The sequence below is a fragment of the Variovorax sp. AC103 genome (genome assembly GCF_979254005.1).
In genome coordinates this window covers 135,181-157,951 of the sequence record NZ_CEEDFC010000016.1, presented here as the reverse complement: position 1 = coordinate 157,951, position 22,771 = coordinate 135,181, and the positions used below count along the sequence as shown (strand labels likewise).

The following is a 22,771-nucleotide window of genomic DNA, read 5'->3' as shown; positions in this document are numbered from 1 at the left end:
TGTCTCCGTCTTGTGTGGGCGTCACAGGGCGATGGCGTCGGTCCTCCGGGCAGCCCCCGCCAGCGCGACCGCGCTCGCGGCCTGCGCGCGCTGGATGCGCGGCATGGCGCCCACGTCGATGATGAAAGCCACGCTGCCGTCGCCCAGGATGGTGGCGGCCGAGATGCCCGGCACCTTGCGGTAATTGGTCTCCAGGTTCTTCACCACCACCTGGTGCTGGCCGAGCAGCTCGTCCACCATCAGCGCGAAGCGGTTGTCGTCGGCCTGCACGATCACCAGGATGCCCTGCGTGGGCTGGGTCTGCGCGCCGCTCACGTCGAACACGCGGTGCAGCTCGATGAGCGGCAGGTACTCGCCGCGCACCCGGATCACATGGCCGTCGGCGGTGATCGAATGCAGGTGCTCGGGCAGCGGCTGCAGCGACTCGATGACGTAGCTCAGCGGAAGAATGTAGGCCTCGGACCCCACCTTGACCGACATGCCGTTCAGGATGGCCAGCGTGAGCGGCAGGATGATGCGCGTGGTGGTGCCCTGCCCGCCGCGCGAGTGGATCTCCACATGCCCGCCCATTTCCTGGATGTTGCGCTTGACCACGTCCATGCCCACGCCGCGCCCGGAGATGTCGGTGATCTGCTCTGCGGTGGAGAAGCCGGGCGCGAAGATCAGTTGCCACACCTCCTCGTCGGGCATGGTCTCGCTGACCGCCATGCCCTGCTGCAGGGCCTTGGCGAGGATGCGTTCGCGGTTGAGGCCGGCGCCGTCGTCGCTCACCTCGATCACGATGTTGCCGCCGTGGTGCTGCGCCGACAGCAGCAGCTGGCCGGTGGCGTCCTTGCCCTTGGCCAGGCGAACTTCGGGCGTCTCGATGCCGTGGTCCAGGCTGTTGCGCACCAGGTGCGTGAGCGGATCGACGATGCGCTCGATGAGCCCCTTGTCGAGCTCGGTTTCCTTGCCGTAGGTGTCCAGGCGCACCTGCTTGCCCAGCTTGGCGCTGACGTCGCGGATCACGCGCGGGAAGCGGCTGAACACATAGTCCATCGGCATCATGCGGATGGACATGACCGACTCCTGCAGGTCGCGCGCATTGCGCTCCAGGTGGCCCAGGCCGCTCAGGAAGCGTTCGTAGGCCACGGGGTCGAGCATGGTGGCGGCCTGCGTGAGCATCGACTGGGTGATGACGAGTTCGCCCACGAGGTTGATGAGCTGGTCGACCTTCTCGACGTCCACGCGGATGGAGCTGGACTCCTTGGCGCCGGCTGCCGCGGGGGCCGCGGCGGCGGCCTGCTTCACGGGCGCCTCGGCGACCAGCAGCGGTTCGGGTTCAGGCTCGGGTTCGGGCGCGGGCTGCGCCACGGCGGCGGGCGCCTCGACGGCGGCCACGGCCTGCGCAACCTCGGGCGCGTCGCCGGTTTCGCGCGTGATGTCGATCTGCGACTCGTCGATGACGAAGCAGCACACCGCCACGATGTCGTCCGGGTCGCAGGTGGTCTCCAGCAGGATGGTCAGCTGGTCGCTGCTGCGCGTGCGCGAGCGCACGGTGCCCAGGTTGGCCAGCTCGCCGGCCAGCAGCTCGCATTCGCTGTCGGACAGGCGGGCGAAGCGGATGCGCAGCACCCCGTCTCCCGCCGCTGCTGCGGCGTCCACGGGCGCGGGCGCGGCGGCAACGGGCGCTGGCGCCGGTGCGGGCGCCGGCACCGGCGTGCGCGCGGCCAGCGGCTTGGGCGCCGCGCTGCCGTCGCCGCCGTTTTCCTGGGCGAGCTGCTGGAGCACGCCGCAGATGTGCGCGACCATGTCGGGTTCCGGCTCCTTGCCGGCCTGGTAGGCGGTGAGTTGTTCTTGCAAGGCGTCCTTCGTTTCCAGAAAGGCATCGATCATCGAAGCGCTCAGGACCAGTTGCCCGTGGCGGGCGCGGTCCAGCAGCGTCTCGAGCACGTGCGTGGTGTTGGTCAGGGCTGTGAAACCGAACGTCGCGGCGCCTCCCTTGATGGAGTGCGCCGCGCGGAAGATGGCGTTGAGCTGTTCGCTATCCGGCGACTCGACATCGAGCGCCAGGAGCAGTTGCTCCATCTCCGCGAGAAGCTCGATCGCTTCGACGAAGAATGCCTGGGTGAATTGACTGAGGTCCATCTCTTGTGCTCCGGGCCTGCGCTCTCACGCCTGCCGCATGTGATTTCTTGTCGTTGTCATGGCGACGCGGGCGTCGCCTTGGGAGCGGGTGCGCCGGGCACGTTGCCCACGCGCGTGCCCACGGGTTCGGTGCTGTTCTCGTGCTCGATGCGTTCCTGCGTACGGCGGTTGAGCAGGATGATGCTGATGCGCCGGTTGATGGGGCTGCGCGGGTCGGCCATGTCCAGGTGCATGCTGTCGGCGAGGCCGATCACGCGCAGCACCTTGCCCTCGGTCATGCCGCCGATGACCAGCTCGCGGCGCGAGGCGTTGGCGCGGTCGGCCGACAGCTCCCAGTTGCCGTACGAGCGGTCGTTGGTGTAGACGATGGCGTCGGTGTGGCCCGACAGCGTGATCTTGTTGGGCAGCAGGTTCAGCGCAGGTGCCAGCTCGCGAAGAATGGCGCGCATGTGCGGCACCACGCGGGCGCTGGCCAGTTCGAACATCGGGCGGTTCTCGGTGTCCACGATCTGCAGGCGCAGGCCTTCGGTGGTGATGTCGATCAGGATCTGCGAGCGGAACTGCTGGAACACCGGGCTCTTGGCGATGAGCTCTTCGAGTTGCTGCTTCATCTCGGCCAGGCGGCTGGCGTCGGCCTCGTCCTCGCTCGTGGTCTCGGTGTTCCTGACCTCGCCCTCGACATGCATCGGGTCGGCGCCGCCGCCGGAGATCATGCTGGAGCTCAGGCTGGCCTTGTCGCCGCCGTTCATCGCCACGCGCAGCGGCATGCGGAAGTGCTCGGCAATGCCGTCACGCTGCTTCGGGCTGGAGATGGACAGCAGCCACATCACCAGGAAGAACGCCATCATGGCCGTCATGAAGTCGGCATACGCGATCTTCCAGCCACCGCCATGGTGGCCGCCGCCGTGCGCCTTGTGCACGTGCTTGATGATGATCCTTGGCTTGCCTTCGCTCATGGTGGCTCTGTCGTTCGCTCGATTGCAGGGGTATCGGGTCGGGCGGCGCGTCAGCGCGCCTTGACTTCGCGAACGTGGTCATCCAGTTCGGAGAAGGACGGGCGTTCGGTCGAGAACAGCACCTTGCGGCCGAACTCCACGGCCAGCTGCGGCGCGTAGCCATTGAGGTTGGCCAGCAGCGTGACCTTGGCGCACTGGTAGATCTTCATGCTCTCTTCCACCTTCTGCTCGATCAGCGAGGCCAGCGGCGACACGAAGCCGTAGGCCAGCAGCACGCCCAGGAAGGTGCCGACCATGGCGTGGGCGATCAGCGCACCCATCTCGGAAGGCGGCAGGTTGGCCGAGGCCAGCGCGTGCACCACGCCCATCACGGCCGCGACGATGCCCAGCGCCGGCAGCGCGTCGCCCACGCGGGCCAGGCTGTGGCCGGGCACCATGGCCTCGTGGCGGATGGTCTCGATCTCGTGGTCCATCAGGGCCTCGATCTCGTGGGCGTCTGTGTTGCCGCTGATGACCAGGCGCAGGTAGTCGCTCAGGAACACGGTGATGCCCTCGTGCCCCAGGATGTTCGGGTAGCGCGAGAAGATCTCGCTCTGCGCCGGGTTCTCCACGTCGGACTCCAGCTTCATCATCCCTTCCTTGCGGGCCTTGGCGAGCAGCTCGTACAGGAGCGCCATCAGGTCCATGTAGAGCTGGCGGTTGTGCTTGGAGCTGCGCAGCAGGAGCGGCAGCTCCTTGATGGTCGCCTTGATGGTCTTGCCGTTGTTGCCCGCGATGAACGCGCCCAGCGCGGAGCCGCCGATCATGAGCAGCTCGATCGGCTGGAACAGGACGCCGAAGTGCCCGCCCATGAGGGCGTAGCCCCCGAACACGCAACCGATCACCACGATGTATCCAACCAGAACCAGCACGGGCTACCCCTATCGCCCTGAGGCGTCAATTCATTCAATCCCCGAACGTCCGCAAGACGGGCGCGGGGGTACTTTTTCTAGCTTGCGCCGCCGAGGTCCAACGCTGGCCCTGCGGCCACCAACCCACCGAATCCGCTCAGCCGCACTTCGGCGAGCTTGGGCTTGCGTGCCTTGCCCGCGCGCGAAGGCGGACGGCACAGGACACACACGTATCCGTTCTTGTGATCGTGCGCATGCGCCACGAAGTGGCCGCCGCACCGGCTGCAGGGGCTCAGTTGCAGCATGTCGCTGTCGAAGAAGCGCACCATCGTCTCGGCGCGTGTGAAGTCGAGCACGACCTCGCCGCCCTGGGAGGACACCTGCTCCACATAGAGCCGGTAGGCCTTGATGAGCGCGGGCAGTTCGTTCTCGTCCGCCTCGTCCAGCATGAAGCGGTAGATGTTGTAGAACATCGACGAATGAATGTTGGCCAGCCAGGTCATGTACCAGTCGGTCGAGAACGGCAGCAGGCCCTTGGGCGGCGAAACGCCCTTGAGTTCCTTGTACAGGCGGATCAGTCGTTCCCGGCTCAGCGACACCGCCGCTTCGAGAAACTGCAGGCGCGCGCCGAGTCCGATCAGCTCGACGGCGAGCTGGACTTCACGGACCTCGCCAAGGACGCTCTTGCGGGTGGTCATGCAGCCGCCACGCCCGCGTCGCGCATCTGGCCCTGGGCCTGGATCTGGCGCGCCGCCATCAGGATCGACATGTGAGCCTGCTGCAATGCGGGCTCCTTGCCTTCTCCCACCACCGCGAACATCGGGCGGTCGTCCAGCCTGAAGCTGCACAGCAGGAAGTTGGAAGCCGCCAGCTTCACGATCTGGCTGAGCGACATGTTCGCCAGCAGATCGGCGAGCTCGCGCCCCACGCCCAGCCGGAACATGGCTTCCGCCCTGTCCTGCTTGACCAGTTTCTGCGCGAGCAGCATATAAGCCAGGTTTATTTCGCCGATTTCCTTGGAAATCACGCCGCCTGCATTGAAATTACCGTTTTCCATCTCTTGTTCCATTTCCGTTCCTCAGTCCACCAAAGGTTCTAATTGACCGTGTATACATTCTATACACAAAGTTTTACACTTTGAAGTACTTTGTAAGAGATGGCGACAAAAAAAGTAGGAATCGTCCGACAAGGCCTCCGCGCTCTCCCTTTGAGAGCGGTTCGCCGGCGTCGGAAACTGGGTAACCCAAAACATGCAACCAGTGGTTACAAACAGACGTTTTCGGGAATAATTTATTCATTTCAGTTTGCGAATTAATAAAGACTATGGGCATTCGGCCATTGAATGAACTGCTGAATTTGCTATTCAGATTCCGTTCATCGGAATGTCCATGACTTTGCATTGATCGCACCCGGCTAATTCTGTTCACGGCCTTCCAGGCCGTAGATCCACGCCATGACCTCGGCCACCGCCAGGTACAACTCGGGCGGGACGTGCTGGTCGAGGTCGACCTGCATCAAGAGCTTCACGAGGTCTGCCGACGAGTGCACGTACAGGCCGTGCGCGCGCGCCTCGCGCATGATCGATTCGGCCGCCACGCCGTAGCCCTTGGCCACGACGACGGGTGCCTTGGTCTTGTCGGCGTACGACAGCGCGATCGCGCTGGGCCGGTTCTCCATGGCGTCGTTCAGGGCCGTGCTCATGCGGCCTCCGCCATGGCTTTTTCCGTGACCTGCAACTGCTGCAGCTGGAGGCCCGCGGCCTCGAAGCGTTTCGCGAGCTGGCCCGCGTCGCCGCGCAGCCGCTCGGTGGTGTTGGCTTCGCGCGCCGTCAGGTGCGCCTGCACCGCCGCGCCCGCGAGGCTCAGCCGCAGGTCGACTTCGCCCAGGCGCGGCAGCGACAGCGACACCGTGGTCGACCAGCGGCGCTCGGCCTCCGGTGCCGAATCCGCGCCTTCGCGGGCATCGTGCCTGTCCTGTTCCTGCTCGATGGACCAGCGCATCGGCACGTCGGGCCAGGCCTGGCCGCTCCAGCGGAAGGCGGCGCTGGCAAGCAGGTCGAGCTGCTGGTGCACGAGCGTGACCGCCTGCGGATGAATGACTTCGGTGCCGCGCGCGGCTTGCGCCACGGCGGCGCTCTCCGACGAACGCGCGATCTCGCCGGCGCGGTGCGCGGGCATGTCGCCGTCCAGGGCCGTGCGGGCCGGTGCGCCATCGCTCTGGCCGTAGGCCGCCTGCAGGCGCAAGGCATCGACCGACACGGCCGATGCCGCAGGGTCCGGCGCCTGCGCCGCGCCGGGCTGTGCCGCGGCATGGGTCGAAGGCACAGTCGCTGGTGTGTGCGGGCTGGGTGCGGCGGCGCGCGGCAGCTCACCTTGCGCCACGGCGGAAGCAGCCTGCGGTGCACCGGCCGGCAGCAGCACGTCGACGGCATCCGCCGCGGTCGCGGTCGCGGTCGCGGTCGCGGTCGCCGTTGCCGTCGCTGCCGCATTCACCGGGGCGGCGGCCGTGTCGGGGCGCGCAACCAACGGCCCCGCCCAACGCGCCTGAGGCTCGCGCGCCATCTGCGCCAGCGTGCGGGTGCCGGTGGCGAACTCCGCCAGGTGCGCTTCGTAGAAGAGCCCGCTGTCCGACACCGTGCGCGCCAGCGCGCCGGCCAGTGCCGCGGCGCTGGCGGGTTGCTGGCCCGATGCCAGCAGCGGCGCCGCGCCGCGCACCGGCCCCGGCTGCGCCTGCAGGTCGGCCAGCACCGCGCCGATGACGCGTGCCGCCACCGACAGCCGCGTGGCCACCGACGACGGCGCACCACCGCCGGCATGCACCGCGCCGCCGGTCAGCGCACCCGGTATCTGCCGGTCGAGCGCGGCATTGGAAGGCAGCCGCACATCGTTGTCGACCTTGCCGACGCCCACGGCCGGGCCCGGCGCGCCGATGGTCGTCTCGCCCTTGATGCCCAGCACGTCGAGGCGCGGTGCGAGCCGTGCGGCCAGCAGTGCGTCGATCAGTCCGGCAAGTCCAGTCATGGGCGTGGCATCTCGGGTGGGGGTTCAGGCGGGCTCAGGCGAATACAGCCAGGCTCAGTGCGTCTGCCCGTAGGCGCGCCCGAGGCTCTTCTGCTTGTGGAGATGACCCATGCGGTCGATCAGGTCGTCGAGCTGCGGCTTGATCAAGCCGGAGACTTCGGCCTGGTCCGTGCGGATGCGGTCGAGCAGGCCGAGCACGCGCTCGATCTGTATCGCGTCCAGCATTTCCAGCGGCTCGATGGCGCGCAGGCGCTCGACCAGCGCCGAGCAGCGGGTCTCAAGCTCGGGCAGCTTGCCCCATTCCTTGGACCGTGCCAGCACCAGCATCTGCGCGACGCTGGCTGCAAGCTCCTCATAGCAATGAACGACCTCACTCCGGACTGCCATCTTTTTCACCTATCCCTGTTGTCTTGTAGTTACGGCCGCGTCTCAGCCGCGGTTCCGGTCGTCGATCTCCCGCCAGGCGGAAGCGACGTTTTCGAGCAGCTGCCCTGCTTCGTCCAGCGCCTGCACGTCGTTGTGCAGGTTGGCCTGGAACAGCCGCCGCACGACGTAGTCGTACAGCGCGGACAGGTTGCTCACGAGTGCGGCACCGGCCTCGCCGGCTGCCTGCGCATCGAGTCCGGCCTTCAGGCCGTTGTCCACGATGCCGATGGCCTTGGAGATCGCCTGGCCCTTGGCCTCGATCTCCCCGGCCGCCATGTGGTGCCTCGCCATGCCGATGGCGGTCTTGGCGCCGTCGAACAGCATGACGATGAGCTGGTGCGGCGACGCGCTCATCACGCTGGTTTCCACGCCGACGCGCGCATAGGCGCCGGCGCCGGTGCGGAGGTTGTGAGGGGTGTACATCGCTGCGGCTCCAGGTCTTCGTTGTCTGTCTTACTTGCTGCTGCTCGACATCGCGTCGAACTGCTGCGTGAGATAGTTCTTCGTGTTGTTCATGCTGTTGATCAGCACGTCCAGCTGGGTGAACTGGGCCTTGTAGCGGGCAACCGTCGAGTCCACGCGCGTCTGCATGGCGTCGTACTGGGTGTCGAGCTCCTTGATGGTGGAGGTCACGCCGTCGCTGGCGACCTTCAGGGCGCCGGTGTTCAGGTCGGTCACCAGCGCGTCGATCTGCTTGCCGTAGCCACCGGTGCTGCCGGTCGCGCTGGAGAAGAGGTTCGCCACGCCCTTGAGGTTGCCGGCCAGGGCCTTGTCGAGCTTGGTGGCGTCGATGGCGATCGTGCCGTCCTTCTGGAAGGCCACGCCGATCTCGGTGAGCACCTTCATGTCGTTGGTGCCGCCGTCCTGCGGCGTGGTGAGCGCCTGGCGGATGCGCGTCTGCAGGTTGCGCAGCGTGCTGTCGCCGACCAGGGCGGCCGCCGTGTTGGTGTCGGCGTCGTACGAGGTCAGCGTCTTGGCCGTGCTCTGCAGGGTGTTGTAGGCATTCACGAAATCGGTGATCGCCGACTTCACGCCCGCCGTGTTCTCCTTCATCGACAGGCCCGTCTTGCCGGTGTTCACCAGCGTGATCGTGGCGCCCTGGATGGCTTCCTTGACGGTGTTGGTGGAGCTGGTGACGTCGATGCCGTTCACGTTGAGCTTGGCGTTCTGCGCCACCGTCGTCTGCTTCAGGTTCTGCGTGCCGGCCGGGTCGTTGTTCAGCAGGTTCTGCAGCGGCGCGTCGCCGGCCACCGAGATGCGCATGCTCGACTTCTCGCCGGTCGTGGAAGACGTCAGCACCAGTCGGTTGGGCGTGCCGCTGCCGTCGTTCACGATGCTGGCCGTCACGCCGGCGTTGGCGCCGTTGATGGCGTTGCGAATGCCTTCCAGCGTGTTGTTGGTGGGGTCGATGGTGATCGACTTGGCGGGCTGGCTCGCGTCCGCGGTGAACGTGGCGCCGGAGTACTGGCCGGTGGCGGCGTTGAGCGTGCCGCCCGTGACCTGGCCGAAGTCGATGGTGATCTTGCCGTTGCCGATGGGCGTCTTGGTGTCGGCCTGGCCCGCGGCGATGACCGTCTGCGCCTGGGCGAGCTGCGTCACGTCGATGGTGTAGTTCCCGGCCGCGCTCACGTCCGTGGCCGATGCGGACAGGATGCCGCTGACCGTGGGCGTGCCGGTCACGCTCTGGAACAGCGTCGGGTCACCCAGCTTCTTGGCGGCGGTCTGCAGCGTGCTGAGCGCGCTCTGGATCGTGCCGTAGGCGGACAGCTTGCTGGTGTAGCTCTTGGCTTTTGCCTGCAGCGCCACGAGCGGCTGGCTCTCGGCGGTCTGGAGTTGCGTGAGCAAGGAGGCGAGGTCGAGGTTGGCGCCTACGCCCAGGCTGCTGATCGTTGCCATTTGAATTTTTTCCTGATTGCTGCGTTTGCAGATGAAGATTCGGATGCGGCCTCAGGCCGCGTGGTCCACCAGCAGGCCCTTGCCGTCGCTCACGAGCTTGGCGATGCGCACGACTTCCTCGTTCGGAATCTGGCGAATGACTTCCCCGCTGGCGCGATCGATGACCTTGACGATGAGCTTGTCGGTGTCCTTGTCGACCTCGAACTGCAGGCCGACCTCGCGCAGCGCGAGCGCCGTGTTCACCTGGTGAACCGCCTGCTCGACCTGCACCGGCGTCGCCTCCTCCTTGGCGTCGGCCTTGGCACCCGACGGCGTACCGCGCAGGCTCATGCCCGTGGCGCCGCCCAGGAGCATCTGCGTCCAGGGACTGTCCTTCACGGGATTTGCGGGCACGGGGTTCGACATCTTTTCCACCTTGTTCTTTGCTGTATTCGCTGTGCTCTGCGGCCTCGCCTTCGGGCATGGCCGCAGAGGACAGCGCAGGCGCTCCCGGCTTGCGTCCGGGTACCTGCACCGGCCGGACCCCACCCTTTCGGGAGGGGTCCGGCGTTTCTTTGCTTCTAACTAGCCTTGATCGATCAACGCAGGAGCGACAGCACGCCTTGCGTGGTCTGGTTGGCTTGCGACAGCACCGAGGTGCCGGCTTGTTGCAGGATCTGCGCGCGGGTCATGTTCGACACTTCCACGGCGTAGTCGGCGTCTTCGATGCGCGAACGCGACGAGGACAGGTTGGTCACCGTGGTGCCCAGGTTGGCGATCACCGAGTCGAAACGGTTCTGCACCGCACCCAGCGAGGAGCGCAGCTTGTCGACCTTCGACAGGGCGGCGTCGAGTGCCTTCAGCGGATCGACGGTTGCCTTGGCATCGCTCACTGCGTTGGTCGTCAGCTTGCCGGCCTTGGCCGAGTCGGCGTACACCGTGCTGCCTTGCGCGTCGGTCACCACGCCGTTGGCGTTCAGGTTGATCGATTCAGCGGCGGTCGTCGTCAGGCCGCTCACACCGATGTAGGCACCGGTCACGGCGCCGCCGGCTGCTGCCACTGCGTAGGCCGTCGTCGCACCTGCGCCGTCGATGTCGATGGAACCAGCGCCGCCGTTGATCTTGGCAGCCACTTGGTCGGCCGAAGCCTTCTCGCCGGCAACCGCGAAGGTGCTGGCGCCGGCTGCTGCCGTCACCACCGTGTACGAAGCGCCGGTTGCGCCGATGGTGATCGAGTCGCCAGCAGCGGACATGCCGGTGGCTTGCTCGAGCACTGCCGCCAGCGTGGCGCCGGTGGTCGCGCCAGCGCCCGTCTTGGTCAGGTTCTTCGAAGCGTCGAGGTACAGGGCCGAGCCGTCGGCAGCGTCGGTCATGGTGCCGTTGCTGTCGATCTTGACGTCCATCGAGTGGGTGCCGAGCTTGACCGTGGCGGTCACGCTGGTGCCAGCCGGCGGGGTCAGGGATGCGAGCGTGTTGGCCTGGCTGCGTGCGGCTTCCGAAGCGGTGTAGCTCTTGGTCGCGGCGCTGTAGGTGTACGTTGCGCCGCCGGTCGAGGTGACCGTGCCGCCGTTTTGCATCTTGGCCAGCACGTCGTTGGCCGTGGCGCCGTTGGCGGCGGTGGTCAGCGTGCGGGTGTAAGGCGTGACGCCGTTGGTGGTCGTGCCTGCGGCGAAGCCGGCGATCAGGAGGTCGGACGCGCCGGCAGCCTTGTTCTTCGAACCGGTGTTGTTGACGTTGAAACCGTCCAGACCCAGGGTCTTGGCGCTGATTTCTTGCAGGTCGATGTCGATGGTTTCGCCATCGTTCGCGCCGACTTGAACGGTCAGCTTGCCAGCGTCAGCCGACAGAACCTTCACGCCGTTGAACTGGGTTTGTTCCGACACGCGGTTGATTTCGTCCAGGCGTTGGCCGATTTCCGACTGGATCGAGTCCAGGTCGGTGGACGAGTTCGTGCCCGTGGCGGCTTGCACCGACAGTTCGCGGATGCGTTGCAGGTTGTTGTTGACTTCCGTCAGCGCGCCTTCGGTCGTTTGAGCGATCGAGATGCCGTCGTTGGCGTTGCGCGTTGCTTGCGTCAGGCCCTTGATGTTGGCCGTGAAACGGTTGGCAATGGCTTGGCCGGCAGCGTCATCCTTGGCGCTGTTGATGCGCATGCCCGAAGACAGGCGCTCGATGGCGCTGTTCAACGCCGACTGCGACTTGTTGAGGTTGTTCTGCGTGACCAGCGAGAGGCTGTTGGTGTTGATGACTTGCGTCATGTTGGACTCCTGATTGACAAAGGTTGTGTGACTCCGGCCATCGGCCGTAACGCTGGACCCGCTTCCGCTGTGAGACTCAAGCCATCGTTGATTTAGTTATCGGCGAGTGCCTTCAAACCTTTAGGGCCGCGCACAAAAAAGTTGCACAGGGGCCCGCGAGTCACCCAACCCAGCCCTCAGGCCTGCAGGTTCATCACTTCCTGATAGGCGGTGACCAGGCGGTTGCGCACCTGCAGACCGGTCTGGAACGCCACGTTGGCCTTCTGCAGGTCGACCATCACGTCGTTGAGCGCCACGCCGGGCTTGCCCAGTTCGAACGACTCGGCCTGGGCGTAGGCGCTTTGCTGCGCGCCGCTGATGTTGGCGAGCGAGCGCTTCAGCTCGGCAGCGAAGCCGCCGGCCTCCGCGGGGGCGGCCGCGCCCGAGGACGGGCCGATGCCGGTGTTGAGCGCGGTGACGCGCATCTGCTGCAAGACGGATTCGATGGCGCTGATCGACATGGGATCTCTTCTTCCTGTGTGAACACTTCTGCGTGACTTGACAAGGAGGACGCAAGGTCCTCCGGCTGGCCTGCAGCGTATCAAGGGAAGACCCCGATTCAAGCGCGCAACTGAGGGCGAAAACCCCGGCTGTTCGGGCATTCGAATTCCCATGCACTGTTGACAATCGTCGCGAAACGAACATGCCGTGGACGACTTCACCGGCACTCCGGAATGAACTCTCAACACCGAAATCTCTCTCCAAACATGGCACAGGACCGTAGCGGCCACCCCGGCGCCACCAAGGTGCACGCATGAGCACAGCCGTGCCCACGGGCGACCTGCCCACTGCCGGGACGGGTTCCGGCAACGGCCTCCCCCCCTTCCTGGAGCGCATGCGCGCCCAGCCCAAGCTGCCGTTGATCGTGGGCGGCGCGGCCCTCGTGGCCGCGGCCGCCGCGTTCATGCTGTGGAGCCGCGCGCCCGACTACAAGGTGCTCTACACCAACGTGTCGGACCGCGACGGCGGCGCGATCATCGCGTCGCTCCAGCAGATGAACGTGCCCTACAAGTTCGCCGAAGGCGGCGGCGCGATCCTGATCGCGGGCGACAAGGTGGCGGAAACGCGCCTGAAGCTCGCCGCGCAGGGGCTGCCCAAGGCCGGCGGCGTGGGCTTCGAGCTGATGGACAACCAGAAGTTCGGCACCAGCCAGTTCGCAGAACAGGTCAACTACCAGCGCGGGCTGGAAGGCGAGCTGGCGCGTTCCATCGAGTCGATCGGCACCATCGAGGCGGCCCGGGTGCACCTGGCGCTGCCCAAGCCCTCGCTGTTCGTGCGCGACCAGAAGAAGCCCTCGGCCTCGGTGGTGCTCACGCTCATGCGCGGGCGCAGCATCGACGAAGGCCAGGTCAGCGCCATCGTGCACATGGTGTCCAGCAGCGTGCCCGACCTGGACGCCAAGAGCGTCACCGTGGTCGATCAGCGCGGCAACCTGCTGTCTTCCGCGCGCGGCACCGACCGCGGGCTGGACGTGAGCCAGATCAAGTACGCGCAGGAAATCGAGCAGGGCTACATCCGCCGCATCGAAGCCATCCTGCAGCCGCTGGTGGGCGCGAGCAACGTGCGCGCCCAGGTGGCGGCCGACATCGACTTCTCGGTGGTCGAGCACACCGACGAGAAGTACAAGCCCAACCAGGACCCGTCGCAGGCCGCCATGCGCAGCCAGCAGAGCAGCGAGTCGGCGCAGCACGGCAGCGGACCGCCGGGCGGCGTGCCGGGCGCGCTGTCGAACCAGCCGCCGGTGAACCCGACCGCGCCGATCGTCGGCCCGCGCGCACCGAATGCGCCGGGCACGCCGCCGCCCGGAACGCCGGGTGCGCCTGGCGCACCGGGTGCGAATGGCGCCACGGCCGCGACCACCTCCACCGCGGCCGCCGCCACCGGCCCGAGTAGCACGCGCAAGGACACCACCACCAACTACGAGCTCGACCGCACCATCCGCCACGTGCAGCAATCCGCCGGCGGCGTGAAGCGCCTGTCGGTGGCCGTGGTGGTGAACAACCGCGACAGCGTGGACACGGCCGGCAAGACCACCAGCCGCGCGCTGACGCCGGCCGAGGTGGAGCAGATCCGCAACCTGGCCAAGGAAGCCATGGGCTTCAGCCAGGAGCGGGGCGACTCGCTCAACGTGGTGAACAGCGCCTTCGCCCGCGATGCCGACAGCGGCCCCGCACCCGAAGTGCCGTTCTGGCGCGACCGCGAGAACATCGAGATCGGCAAGACGCTGGGCCAGTACCTGCTGTACGCACTGATCGCCCTGTTCGCCTGGCTCGCCGTGCTGCGTCCGCTCATGCGGCGCCACGCGCCGCCGCCCCCGGCACCCGCACCGGTCGAGGAGACGGCCGATCTCATCATTCCGAGCGCCGCGCTGGACGCCGCCACGCCCTCGCCGGAAGACAGCCTGCGCGAACGCGAGGCCAACCGCAAGAAAGCCGACATGGACTATGCGCACGCGATCGCCGACAAGGACCCCAAGCTGGTCGCCACCCTGATCCAGCACTGGATGAACACCCATGAGTAACGAACTGGGAACCCGAAAAGGCGCCATCCTGCTGATGGCGCTGGGCGAAGACCGCGCCGCCGCCGCGCTGCACCAGCTGCCCACCTCCGAGGTGCAGACGCTGGGTCTCGCGATGTCCAAGCTGAGCTCGGTCTCCAAGGAAGAGCTGGCCGAAGTGCTGGCCGAGTTCCGCCAGGAAACCGAGCAGCTGTCGGCACTGCACCTGGGCTCGACCAGCTACATCCGCGCCGTGCTGAAGAAGGCGCTGGGCGAGGACCGCGCCAGCAACCTGCTGGAAGACATCCTGCAGCCCGACGAGCCGCACGGCGGCATCGAGCGGCTCAACGAGCTGGAAGCCGGCGAAGTGGCCGAGCTCATCCGAGACGAGCATCCGCAGATCCTGGCCACGCTGGTGGTGCACCTGGACCGCATGAAGGCCTCCGAGGTGCTGGAGAAGCTGCCCGCCCGCCTGCGCCACGACGTGATCATGCGCGTGGCCACCTTCGGCGGCGTGCAGCCCTCCGCGCTGACCGAGCTGACCGACGTGCTCACCGAGATGCTCGCGGGCCAGGGCCTGCGCCGCAGCCGACTGGGCGGCGTGCGCACCGCGGCCGAGATCGTCAACCTGATGAGCACCGCGGTGGAAGAAGAAGCCATCGCCCATGTGCGCGAACACGACGAGGCGCTGGCCCAGCGCATTGTCGACGAGATGTTCGTGTTCGAGAACCTGCTGGGCCTGGAAGACCGCAGCATCCAGCGCCTGCTCAAGGACATCGAGAGCGACTCGCTCATCATCGCGCTCAAGGGCGCGCCGATGGAGCTGCGCGACAAGTTCCTCAACAACATGTCGCAACGCGCCGCCGAGACCCTGCGAGAAGACATGGAACTGCGCGGCCCCGTGCGCGTGTCGCAGGTCGAGGCCGAACAGAAGACGATCCTGCAGGTGGCCCGCCGCCTGGCGGAATCCGGCGAGATCGTGATTTCGGCGCCTGGCACCGATGACTTCGTCTGACCGCGGCGCCCCGGGCGCATTCACCGGCGCGAGCGAGCGGCTCGCCGCCATCCACGCCGCTGCACGGCAAGCCGCAGCGGGTCCCCTGCCGGGCATGACCGGCAGGCCGGCCCCGCCCGCGCTCTCCGCCTGGGAGCGCTGGGAGATGGGCACGCTCGACGGCAAGCCCTCGGTGCCCGCGAGCCGCAAGGCCGCCGCCGCCGCCGAGTTCAACCGCAACGGCAACCGCAGCGCCGCGCCGCTCTCCCCGGTTCCTCCGCCCGCGCCCCCGGCGCCCCGGGTCGACCTGGCCGAGCTGGCGCGCATCCGCAAGGACGCGCGCACCGCCGCCGAAGCCGAAGGCCGCGCCGACGGTCTCGCCGAAGGCCGCAAGGCCGGCCACACCGAAGGCCTGGCCGCCGGCCTGGCCGCCGCCAGCGCGCATGCCGAGCGCCTGCGCGCGCTCACGCTGTCGCTGCCCGACGCACTGCGCCGCGCCGAGGGCGAACTGACCGACACCGTGCTTGCGCTCGCGCTCGACGTGGCGCGCCAGGTGGTGCACCGCACGCTGAAGGCCGAGCCCGAATGGGTGCTGCCGCTGGTGCGCGACCTGCTGAACACCGAACCCGCCCTGCGCGGCGAGCCGCGCCTGCTGCTGCACCCGGACGACGTGGCGCTGGTGAAGAACAGCCTGGGCCACGAGATCGAGGCCGCCGGCTGGCTGGTGCGCAGCGACGACACCCTGGCGCGCGGCGGCTGCCGCGTGCAGTCCGCCAACGGCGAACTCGACGGCACGCTGGAGACACGCTGGAAGCGCGTGGCCTCGGTGCTGCGCGAGAACGCCTCCGACGGCGGCGAACCCTCCTGAACGCCATGCGCGAGACCCCCACGATGCAGACCGCCACCGCTATCGCCGCCGCGAACGCCAACTCCCATCTGCACAAGGTGCGCGCCGCGCTGGACAAGGCGCGCGAGGGCGTCGCCCAGTGCACCACCACCACCGCCTCGGGGCGCCTCACGCGCGCCGTCGGGCTGGTGCTCGAAGCGGTGGGCCTGCAGCTGCCCGTGGGCAGCGACTGCCTGATCGAACTGCCGCCGGGCAATGCGCAGCGCTACGCCGAAGCCGAAGTGGTCGGCTTCGCGGGCGACCGCCTGTTCCTGATGTCGCAGACCGAAGTGGCCGGCCTGGTGCCGGGCGCGCGCGTGTTCGCGCGGCCGGTCACCCTGGAGCCCGGCATGGGCGGCGCCGGCGGCAACGCCCACACCAAGCGCCTGCCCGTGGGCGAAGGCATGCTCGGGCGCGTGGTCGACGCGGCCGGCCGCCCGCTCGACGGGCTGGGCCCGCTGGACTTCGCGCGCAAGGTGCCGCTGAGTTCGCCGCCGGTCAATCCGCTGACCCGCGCGCCCATCGATTCGGTGCTCGACGTGGGCGTGCGCGCCATCAACGGGATGCTCACCGTCGGCCGCGGCCAGCGCATGGGCCTGTTCGCCGGCTCCGGCGTGGGCAAGAGCGTGCTGCTGGGCATGATGGCGCGCTACACCAGCGCAGAGGTCATCGTCGTCGGCCTGATCGGCGAACGCGGGCGCGAGGTGAAGGACTTCATCGAGAACACGCTGGGCGAAGAGGGCCTGGCCCGCGCCGTGGTGGTGGCCGCGCCGGCCGACAACTCGCCGCTGCTGCGCCTGCAGGGCGCGGCCTACGCCACCTGCCTGGCCGAGTACTTCCGCGACCTGGGCAAGGACGTGCTGCTCATCATGGACTCGCTCACCCGCTACGCCATGGCGCAGCGCGAGATTGCGCTGGCCGTGGGCGAGCCGCCGGCCACCAAGGGCTATCCGCCGTCGGTGTTCGCCAAGCTGCCCGCGCTGGTGGAACGCGCCGGCAACGGCGCGCGCGACGCGCAGGGCCGCGGCGGCTCCATCACCGCCTTCTATACGGTGCTGTCCGAGGGCGACGACCAGCAGGACCCGATCGCCGACTCGGCGCGCGCCATCCTGGACGGGCACGTGGTGCTCTCGCGCACGCTGGCCGAAGCCGGGCACTACCCCGCCATCGACATCGAGGCGTCGATCAGCCGCGCCATGACGGCGCTGATTCCGCAGACGCAGTTCGACAGCGTGCGCCGCTTCAAGCAGATGCTCTCGCGCTACCAGCGCAACCGCGACCTGATCAGCGTGGGCGCCTATGCCCCCGGCCACGACCTGCAGCTGGACCAGGCCATCGCGATGTACCCGCGCATCGAGTCCTTCCTGCAGCAGTCGATGCACGAGCGCACCGGCTACGAGGACTCCATCGCGCAGCTGGACGGCCTGTTCACGCCCGAGCGGCGCGCCTGAGCGGCCTGCCGCACGCCAAGCACACCCGACATCACGCAAGGACTACTTCCATGACCCGCAAGCTTCCCCTCGGCATGCTGATCGACCTGGCCCACACGCAGACCGACGACGCCGCGCGGCGCCTGGGCACGCTGCAGAGCGCGCACCTCAGCGCCAGCCAGAAACTCGAGCTGCTGCTGCAGTACCGCCAGGACTATCACAACCAGCTCGACGCGCTGATGCGCGACGGCCTGCCCTCCTCGCAGTGGCGCAACTACCGCAACTTCCTCGGCACGCTGGACGGCGCCATCGAGCAGCAGCGCGCCATCGCCACGCAGACCGAGACCCGCCTGGACAACGGCCGCATCGACTGGCAGCAGCAAAAGCGCCGCCTGAGCTCCTTCGACACCCTGGCCGAGCGCGTGCGCGCCCAGGAAATGATGGCCGAGAACAAGCGCGAGCAGCGCGACAGCGACGAACGCGCGGCGCGCAAGTTCTTCGACCGCGCCTCGCACCCGACCCTTTGAATTCCCAGGAACCGACATGCCATCCATGATCTCGCCCCCCGTCTCGCCCAACGGCGCCAGCCAGTCCGTGTCGCAGGCCGGCGCGCGCAACCGCGGCGCGGACGAAGCGCAGGGCCAGGGCTTCGGCGCCGCGCTGGAGCGCTCGCGCGCCAGCAACGGCAACCAGCGCGCCCGGACCACGGACGATGCGTCGGGCGCCACCGCCACGGCCGCAGAGCGCAAGCCGGTGCGCAAGCCCGGTGCCGACGAAGACACCAAGGACGCGCTGCCCGCCGACCCGAACCTCGCCTTCCTGGCGCCGGCCCACACGCCGCTGCACGCACTGACCCTCGCGGGGCGCGCGGCGGCCAAGGGCGCGGGTGCCGGCGAGGCGGCCGACGCAGCCAAGGCGCTCGATGCGGCCCAGGGCGCCGCCGCGGCGGCGGACATTCCCGCTGACGCTGCCGCGGCCGCGGCCGACCCGCTCGCCAAGGCCCAGGCGCCCCTGTCGGATGCGGCCACCCTGGCCGCGAACGCCAAGGCCACGCCCGAAGCCGACGCCGACGCGGCGGCCAAGGACGCCGCCAAGGACGCCACCAAGCCCGCTGCGGCAGCCGGCACAGCCAACGCCCCGCGCGACGCCGACACTGCGCCGACCGCCTCGCTGCAGGACATCGTGCGCGCCGCCGTCGCGGCACAGGCCATGGGTGCAGGCACTGCAAAGCCCGCGTCCACCCCCGCAGGTCCGGCCGCCGGCGCAACCGCGGCCGGCCGCGCCGGTCCGCGCACCGCCGTGAGCGCCACCACCGCCGAGCAGCTGGCAAGCGCCGCACAACCGAAGGCCCCCGAGGGCACGACGGCGGCCATCGCCGCCGCGGCAGCCGCCGTGCCGGCCGCCACCAACGCCCCCGGCGCGGACACCGATGCCGACACCCAGGCGGGCGTCGCGCCCTTCTCGCTGCAGCAGCCCGCCGCCACCGCGGCCTCGGCCGGACGCAGCGACGAGACCGCCGCCGCGCGCCCCGCGGTGCACACCATCGCTCCCGAGGTCGGCAGCGACAAATGGGGCCCTGCCCTCGGCCAGCAGCTGGCGCGCATGAGCACCACCGGCCACCACACGGCCGAGCTCAACCTCAACCCCGCCGGGCTCGGGCCGCTCAAGGTCACGCTGTCGCTGGGCGACAACCAGGCGCAGGCCCTGTTCGTGTCGGCCCATGAAAGCGTGCGCAAGGCCGTCGAGGCCGCGCTGCCGCAGCTGCGCAGCTCGCTGTCGGAACAGGGCATCACCCTGGGCCAGGCCTCGGTCGGCGCAGACACCCGCCAGGCCGGCGGCCAGGACGCCGCGTTCGCGCAGCAGCAACAACAGCAGCAGACCGCCGCACGGCAACAGGCCGCCAGCTACCCCGGTGCCGGCCGTGCCGCCGCCGTCGTGGCGGCCGCGCCCGTGACGGCCGCTCGCGCGGCGCCTGCCGCCCACGCGAGCGCGGGGGTCGACACCTTCGCCTGACGCCCGCCCTCCCCTCGGCGGCGCCTGCCCGGCGCCCGCAATGACGGATATGAAACGCCTTTGTGCGCTTGTTCGACCGTTCGTTGCCGAGGGACTTCGCAAAGAATAGACCGGACCCGCAACCCCGCATCACCATGGCTACCTCCACTCCCGCAGCAACCGCTCTCCCGAATCAACCAGCCCCGCGCCGCTCTTCCAAGCTGGTGATCGGGCTCGTGATCGCCGTCGGCCTCGCGGCCGTCGCCGCCGCCGCGTACACCTTCGTTCCCCGCTTCATGAACGCGGCGCCCGCGGCCGAGGAGCCGGCGAAGGCCGCCGCGCCGGAAAAGCCGATCTTCCTGATGCTCGAGCCGCTGACGGTCAACCTGCAGTCCGAAGGGCGCAGCCGCTTCCTGCAGATCGGCATGGCGCTGCGCGTGCCCGACGAAAAGACCAAGGCGCAGATCGTGGAGTACATGCCCGAACTGCGCAGCCGCCTGCTGATGCTGCTGTCCAACCGCACACCCGACACGCTGGTCACGCCCGAGGGCAAGGCCAAGCTGGCGGAGGAGATCCGCACCGCGCTGAACACGCCGCTGGCCGCCGGGCAGCCCCCGCTGGGCATCTCCAACGTGTCCTTCAACACCTTCGTGGTGCAGTGACCCCCCTCTTCGGACAAGCGACCCATGGCGTATGAACAGGTGCTTTCGCAGGACGAGGTCGATGCGCTCTTGCAAGGCGTCACCGGCGAAGTCGACCAGCCGGCCGCCCCGCCGCCGCCCAAGGACGGCCTGCCGGCCTACGACCTCGGCGCGCCCGACCGCGTGGTGCGCAACCGCATGCACACGCTGGAGGTCATCAACGACCGCTTCGCGCGCGGCCTGCGCAGCGCGCTGCTGAACTTCATGCGCCGCAGCCCCGACATCTCGGTGGGGCCGGTGCAGATCCAGCAGTACGGCGAGTTCGTGCGGCACCTGCCGGTGCCCGCGAACATCAACATGATCCACCTGAAGCCGCTGCGCGGCACGGCGCTGTTCGTGTTCGACCCGAAGCTGGTGTTCCTCGTGGTGGACAACCTCTTCGGCAGCGACGGGCGCTACCACGTGCGCGTGGAAGGCCGCGACTTCACGCGCACCGAGCAGCGCATCATCAAGCGCCTGCTCGACCTGTCGCTGCAGTGCTACGGCGACGCCTGGCAGCCGGTGTTCCCGCTGGACTTCGACTACGTGCGCGCCGAAATGCACGGCAAGCTCGCCAACATCGTGGCGCCCAACGAGGTGGTGATCAACACCACGCTGCAGATCGAGTTCGGCCCGGTGGGCGGCTTCCTGCACGTGTGCATTCCCTACTCGATGATCGAGCCCATCAAGGACCTGCTGTCCAACCCGATCCAGGACGAGGTCGAGGTCGACAAGCGCTGGGTCAAGCAGATGTCGCGCCAGATGCAGGCCGCCGACGTCGAGCTCATTGCCGACTTCGTGACCATGCCCTCCACGCTGGGCGAAGTGATGAAGCTGCAGACCGGCGACGTGATTCCCATCGAGCTGCCCACGACGGTGCTCGCCAAGGTCGGCGGCGTGCCGGTGATGGAGTGCGGCTACGGCACCTCGAACGAGCGCTACGCCTTGCGCGTGCAACACATGATCTCCCACCAAGACAGCGATTTGAAGAACGACCATGACTGACAACACCTCTTCCGCCAGCAGCGACGCGGACGACTGGGCCAGCGCGCTGGCCGAACAGACCGCGGCCACCCCAGTCGCCGCTCCCGAACCCACCGTGGCCCCGGCCACCGCGCAGGTCTTCCAGCAGATCCACGACGCGCCGTCGGTGCCGTCGAGCACCACCGCCGTGGACATCGCGCGCGTGCTCGACGTGCCCGTGCAGCTCACCGCCGAGATCGGCCGCACCCGCATCACCATCAAGAGCCTGCTGCAGCTGTCGCAGGGCTCGGTGGTGGAGCTCGACGGCCTGGCCGGCCAGCCGCTGGACGTGCTGATCAACGGCTACCTCATCGCCCAGGGCGAAGTGGTGGTGGTGAACGAGAAGTACGGCATTCGCCTGACCGACATCGTCACCCCGTCCGAGCGCATGCAGAAGCTCGCCCGTTCATGAGCCTGCGCCCCCACCTGCATGCGCTGCGTGCGCTGCCCGCATGGGCGGCGGCGCTGTGCACCCTGTGCGCGCAAGCCGTGCACACGGCGCACGCCGCGCTGCCCACCGTGCCCACGCCCGTGCATGAAGCGCAGCCGGCCGCCGTCGGTGCGTCGGGCCTGCTGCAGGCCGGCTTCGGCATGGCGGTGGTGGTCGGCCTGATTTTTCTGTGCGCCTGGCTGGCGCGCCGCTTCGGGCTTCAGCGCCTGGGCGGCGGCCACCTGGTGAAGGTGGTCTCCAGCGCCGCGCTCGGCCAGCGCGAACGCGTGGTCGTGGTCGAAGTGGGCGGCCAATGGCTGGTGCTGGGCGTCACGTCCAGCCAGGTCAACATGCTGCACACGCTGCCGGCCCAGGCACAGCCGGCCTCCGGCACGGCGGGCACGCCCGCCGCCATGAACAACCCTGTCGAACTCTTTGCCCGGAAGCTGCGCGAATCCCTCTCGGGCAAGACGCATACCGCCCCATGACGCATTCCGCATTGCGCCGCGGCCTGCGTGCCGCGCTGCTGCTTGCCGCCGCCGCGCTGCCCGCCGTGGCCTGGACCCAGGGCCTGCCCGGCATCACCAGCACGCCGGGCCCCGGCGGCAGCCAGACCTGGTCGCTGAGCGTGCAGACCATGGTGCTGCTGACCTCGCTCACCTTCCTGCCCGCGCTGCTGCTGTCGATGACCAGCTTCACGCGCATCCTGATCGTGATGGGCCTGCTGCGCACCGCCATCGGCACGCAGACCTCGCCGCCCAACCAGGTGCTGGTGGGGCTGTCGCTGTTCCTCACCTTCTTCGTGATGGCGCCGGTGCTCGACAAGGCCTACACCGACGCCTACGTGCCCTTCTCCGAGAACAAGATCAGCGCGGACAAGGCGCTGGAGCGCGGCATCGCGCCCTTCAAGACCTTCATGCTCAAGCAGACCCGCGAGAGCGACCTGGCCCTGTTCGCGCGACTGGCCAAGGTGCCCGACATGCAGGGCCCGGAAGAGGTGCCGCTGCGCATCCTGCTGCCGTCCTTCGTCATCAGCGAGCTGAAGACCGCCTTCCAGATCGGCTTCACCATCTTCATTCCGTTCCTCATCATCGACCTGGTGGTGGCCAGCGTGCTGATGTCGATGGGCATGATGATGGTGCCGCCCGCTTCCATTGCGCTGCCCTTCAAGCTGATGCTCTTCGTGCTGGCCGACGGCTGGCAGTTGTTGATCGGCGCATTGGCGCAGAGCTTCTACCTTTAGGTACG

Annotated in this window: 24 protein-coding genes; 11 read left to right on the top strand and 13 right to left on the bottom strand. The window is 68.3% G+C overall.

All coding sequences use genetic code 11. The features are described 5' to 3' along the window. Positions 1–21: 21 nt before the first annotated feature. The 13 genes from cheA to fliE all read right to left on the bottom strand — a co-directional run bounded on the left by cheA (position 22) and on the right by fliE (position 12,052). On the bottom strand, positions 22–2,127 hold the full coding sequence (gene cheA / locus AC0IYU_RS22740; protein ID WP_472121333.1) for a chemotaxis protein CheA: 2,106 nt from the start codon (positions 2,125–2,127) through the stop codon (positions 22–24). Positions 2,128–2,183: 56 nt separating this feature from the next. Next, on the bottom strand, positions 2,184–3,083 hold the full coding sequence (gene motB, locus AC0IYU_RS22735) for a flagellar motor protein MotB (RefSeq protein ID WP_472121331.1): 900 nt from the start codon (positions 3,081–3,083) through the stop codon (positions 2,184–2,186). Between the two features lie 50 nt (positions 3,084–3,133). After that, a complete protein-coding gene (gene motA / locus AC0IYU_RS22730) occupies positions 3,134–3,994 on the bottom strand; it encodes a flagellar motor stator protein MotA (RefSeq protein ID WP_435436202.1) in 861 nt (286 codons plus the stop codon). 77 nt (positions 3,995–4,071) lie between these two features. Continuing rightward, positions 4,072–4,671, bottom strand: coding sequence for a flagellar transcriptional regulator FlhC (gene flhC / locus AC0IYU_RS22725; protein ID WP_435484649.1), 600 nt, complete (start codon positions 4,669–4,671; stop codon positions 4,072–4,074). Continuing rightward, complete coding sequence (gene flhD, locus AC0IYU_RS22720) at positions 4,668–5,030, bottom strand: flagellar transcriptional regulator FlhD (protein ID WP_435436200.1); 363 nt, start codon at positions 5,028–5,030, stop codon at positions 4,668–4,670. Before flhD ends, flhC begins: the two co-directional genes overlap by 4 nt. Positions 5,031–5,386: 356 nt before the next feature. Further along, positions 5,387–5,674 (bottom strand): EscU/YscU/HrcU family type III secretion system export apparatus switch protein, encoded by a 288-nt coding sequence (locus AC0IYU_RS22715; protein WP_435436199.1) that lies wholly within the window; start codon positions 5,672–5,674, stop codon positions 5,387–5,389. After that, complete coding sequence (fliK, locus tag AC0IYU_RS22710) at positions 5,671–6,993, bottom strand: flagellar hook-length control protein FliK (RefSeq protein WP_472121329.1); 1,323 nt, start codon at positions 6,991–6,993, stop codon at positions 5,671–5,673. The genes AC0IYU_RS22715 and fliK overlap by 4 nt, the downstream gene beginning before the upstream one ends. Before the next feature lie 54 nt (positions 6,994–7,047). Next, a complete protein-coding gene (locus AC0IYU_RS22705) occupies positions 7,048–7,380 on the bottom strand; it encodes a flagellar protein FliT (protein ID WP_472121327.1) in 333 nt (110 codons plus the stop codon). A gap of 42 nt (positions 7,381–7,422) precedes the next feature. Beyond that, a complete protein-coding gene (fliS, locus tag AC0IYU_RS22700; RefSeq protein WP_472121325.1) occupies positions 7,423–7,842 on the bottom strand; it encodes a flagellar export chaperone FliS in 420 nt (139 codons plus the stop codon). Positions 7,843–7,872: 30 nt separating this feature from the next. Beyond that, on the bottom strand, positions 7,873–9,315 hold the full coding sequence (gene fliD, locus AC0IYU_RS22695; protein WP_472121323.1) for a flagellar filament capping protein FliD: 1,443 nt from the start codon (positions 9,313–9,315) through the stop codon (positions 7,873–7,875). Positions 9,316–9,366: 51 nt separating this feature from the next. Next, complete coding sequence (locus AC0IYU_RS22690) at positions 9,367–9,720, bottom strand: flagellar protein FlaG (protein ID WP_472121321.1); 354 nt, start codon at positions 9,718–9,720, stop codon at positions 9,367–9,369. Between the two features lie 173 nt (positions 9,721–9,893). After that, positions 9,894–11,552 (bottom strand): flagellin N-terminal helical domain-containing protein, encoded by a 1,659-nt coding sequence (locus tag AC0IYU_RS22685; RefSeq protein WP_472121319.1) that lies wholly within the window; start codon positions 11,550–11,552, stop codon positions 9,894–9,896. 176 nt (positions 11,553–11,728) lie between these two features. Further along, on the bottom strand, positions 11,729–12,052 hold the full coding sequence (gene fliE, locus AC0IYU_RS22680; protein WP_472121317.1) for a flagellar hook-basal body complex protein FliE: 324 nt from the start codon (positions 12,050–12,052) through the stop codon (positions 11,729–11,731). 293 nt (positions 12,053–12,345) lie between these two features. Between fliE and fliF the strand changes: the two genes are divergently transcribed. The 11 genes from fliF (at position 12,346) to fliP (ending at position 22,766) form a co-directional block, all read left to right on the top strand. Further along, positions 12,346–14,112 (top strand): flagellar basal-body MS-ring/collar protein FliF, encoded by a 1,767-nt coding sequence (gene fliF, locus AC0IYU_RS22675; RefSeq protein WP_472121314.1) that lies wholly within the window; start codon positions 12,346–12,348, stop codon positions 14,110–14,112. Continuing rightward, positions 14,105–15,103, top strand: a complete 999-nt coding sequence (fliG, locus tag AC0IYU_RS22670) for a flagellar motor switch protein FliG (RefSeq protein WP_435484658.1) — start codon at positions 14,105–14,107, stop codon at positions 15,101–15,103. Before fliF ends, fliG begins: the two co-directional genes overlap by 8 nt. Further along, complete coding sequence (gene fliH, locus AC0IYU_RS22665) at positions 15,090–15,950, top strand: flagellar assembly protein FliH (RefSeq protein WP_472121312.1); 861 nt, start codon at positions 15,090–15,092, stop codon at positions 15,948–15,950. Before fliG ends, fliH begins: the two co-directional genes overlap by 14 nt. Before the next feature lie 23 nt (positions 15,951–15,973). Further along, the gene (gene fliI, locus AC0IYU_RS22660) at positions 15,974–17,419 is read left to right on the top strand and encodes a flagellar protein export ATPase FliI (RefSeq protein ID WP_472121372.1); all 1,446 of its coding nucleotides are present in this window, start codon (positions 15,974–15,976) and stop codon (positions 17,417–17,419) included. Between the two features lie 50 nt (positions 17,420–17,469). Next, on the top strand, positions 17,470–17,925 hold the full coding sequence (gene fliJ, locus AC0IYU_RS22655) for a flagellar export protein FliJ (RefSeq protein WP_472121309.1): 456 nt from the start codon (positions 17,470–17,472) through the stop codon (positions 17,923–17,925). 16 nt (positions 17,926–17,941) lie between these two features. Next, a complete protein-coding gene (locus AC0IYU_RS22650; RefSeq protein ID WP_472121308.1) occupies positions 17,942–19,411 on the top strand; it encodes a flagellar hook-length control protein FliK in 1,470 nt (489 codons plus the stop codon). A 134-nt stretch (positions 19,412–19,545) separates the two neighbouring features. Further along, positions 19,546–20,052, top strand: a complete 507-nt coding sequence (fliL, locus tag AC0IYU_RS22645; protein WP_472121306.1) for a flagellar basal body-associated protein FliL — start codon at positions 19,546–19,548, stop codon at positions 20,050–20,052. A 24-nt stretch (positions 20,053–20,076) separates the two neighbouring features. Further along, positions 20,077–21,075, top strand: coding sequence for a flagellar motor switch protein FliM (gene fliM / locus AC0IYU_RS22640; protein WP_472121303.1), 999 nt, complete (start codon positions 20,077–20,079; stop codon positions 21,073–21,075). After that, positions 21,068–21,505 carry a flagellar motor switch protein FliN gene (gene fliN / locus AC0IYU_RS22635; protein WP_472121301.1) on the top strand — a complete coding sequence of 146 codons (438 nt, stop codon included), beginning with the start codon at positions 21,068–21,070 and terminating at the stop codon, positions 21,503–21,505. Before fliM ends, fliN begins: the two co-directional genes overlap by 8 nt. Next, positions 21,502–22,011 carry a flagellar biosynthetic protein FliO gene (fliO, locus tag AC0IYU_RS22630; RefSeq protein ID WP_472121299.1) on the top strand — a complete coding sequence of 170 codons (510 nt, stop codon included), beginning with the start codon at positions 21,502–21,504 and terminating at the stop codon, positions 22,009–22,011. The genes fliN and fliO overlap by 4 nt, the downstream gene beginning before the upstream one ends. Positions 22,012–22,034: 23 nt before the next feature. Next, entirely contained in the window at positions 22,035–22,766 is a 732-nt protein-coding gene (gene fliP, locus AC0IYU_RS22625; protein ID WP_435444763.1) for a flagellar type III secretion system pore protein FliP, read from the top strand. Positions 22,767–22,771: the final 5 nt, after the last annotated feature.

Bases quoted from the DNA above. Each gene is read 5' to 3' on its own strand.
- fliS (WP_472121325.1), bottom strand. From the start codon at position 7,842: ATGTACACCCCTCACAACCTCCGCACCGGCGCCGGCGCCTATGCGCGC.
- fliE (WP_472121317.1), bottom strand. From the start codon at position 12,052: ATGTCGATCAGCGCCATCGAATCCGTCTTGCAGCAGATGCGCGTCACC.
- fliG (WP_435484658.1), top strand. From the start codon at position 14,105: ATGAGTAACGAACTGGGAACCCGAAAAGGCGCCATCCTGCTGATGGCG.
- fliJ (WP_472121309.1), top strand. From the start codon at position 17,470: ATGACCCGCAAGCTTCCCCTCGGCATGCTGATCGACCTGGCCCACACG.
- AC0IYU_RS22715 (WP_435436199.1), bottom strand. From the start codon at position 5,674: ATGAGCACGGCCCTGAACGACGCCATGGAGAACCGGCCCAGCGCGATC.
- flhC (WP_435484649.1), bottom strand. From the start codon at position 4,671: ATGACCACCCGCAAGAGCGTCCTTGGCGAGGTCCGTGAAGTCCAGCTC.
- fliI (WP_472121372.1), top strand. From the start codon at position 15,974: ATGCAGACCGCCACCGCTATCGCCGCCGCGAACGCCAACTCCCATCTG.
- fliO (WP_472121299.1), top strand. From the start codon at position 21,502: ATGAGCCTGCGCCCCCACCTGCATGCGCTGCGTGCGCTGCCCGCATGG.
- AC0IYU_RS22705 (WP_472121327.1), bottom strand. From the start codon at position 7,380: ATGGCAGTCCGGAGTGAGGTCGTTCATTGCTATGAGGAGCTTGCAGCC.
- flhD (WP_435436200.1), bottom strand. From the start codon at position 5,030: ATGGAAAACGGTAATTTCAATGCAGGCGGCGTGATTTCCAAGGAAATC.
- AC0IYU_RS22650 (WP_472121308.1), top strand. From the start codon at position 17,942: ATGCCATCCATGATCTCGCCCCCCGTCTCGCCCAACGGCGCCAGCCAG.
- fliM (WP_472121303.1), top strand. From the start codon at position 20,077: ATGGCGTATGAACAGGTGCTTTCGCAGGACGAGGTCGATGCGCTCTTG.
- fliL (WP_472121306.1), top strand. From the start codon at position 19,546: ATGGCTACCTCCACTCCCGCAGCAACCGCTCTCCCGAATCAACCAGCC.
- fliF (WP_472121314.1), top strand. From the start codon at position 12,346: ATGAGCACAGCCGTGCCCACGGGCGACCTGCCCACTGCCGGGACGGGT.
- cheA (WP_472121333.1), bottom strand. From the start codon at position 2,127: ATGGACCTCAGTCAATTCACCCAGGCATTCTTCGTCGAAGCGATCGAG.
- fliD (WP_472121323.1), bottom strand. From the start codon at position 9,315: ATGGCAACGATCAGCAGCCTGGGCGTAGGCGCCAACCTCGACCTCGCC.
- fliN (WP_472121301.1), top strand. From the start codon at position 21,068: ATGACTGACAACACCTCTTCCGCCAGCAGCGACGCGGACGACTGGGCC.
- fliK (WP_472121329.1), bottom strand. From the start codon at position 6,993: ATGACTGGACTTGCCGGACTGATCGACGCACTGCTGGCCGCACGGCTC.
- AC0IYU_RS22685 (WP_472121319.1), bottom strand. From the start codon at position 11,552: ATGACGCAAGTCATCAACACCAACAGCCTCTCGCTGGTCACGCAGAAC.
- fliH (WP_472121312.1), top strand. From the start codon at position 15,090: ATGACTTCGTCTGACCGCGGCGCCCCGGGCGCATTCACCGGCGCGAGC.
- motB (WP_472121331.1), bottom strand. From the start codon at position 3,083: ATGAGCGAAGGCAAGCCAAGGATCATCATCAAGCACGTGCACAAGGCG.
- AC0IYU_RS22690 (WP_472121321.1), bottom strand. From the start codon at position 9,720: ATGTCGAACCCCGTGCCCGCAAATCCCGTGAAGGACAGTCCCTGGACG.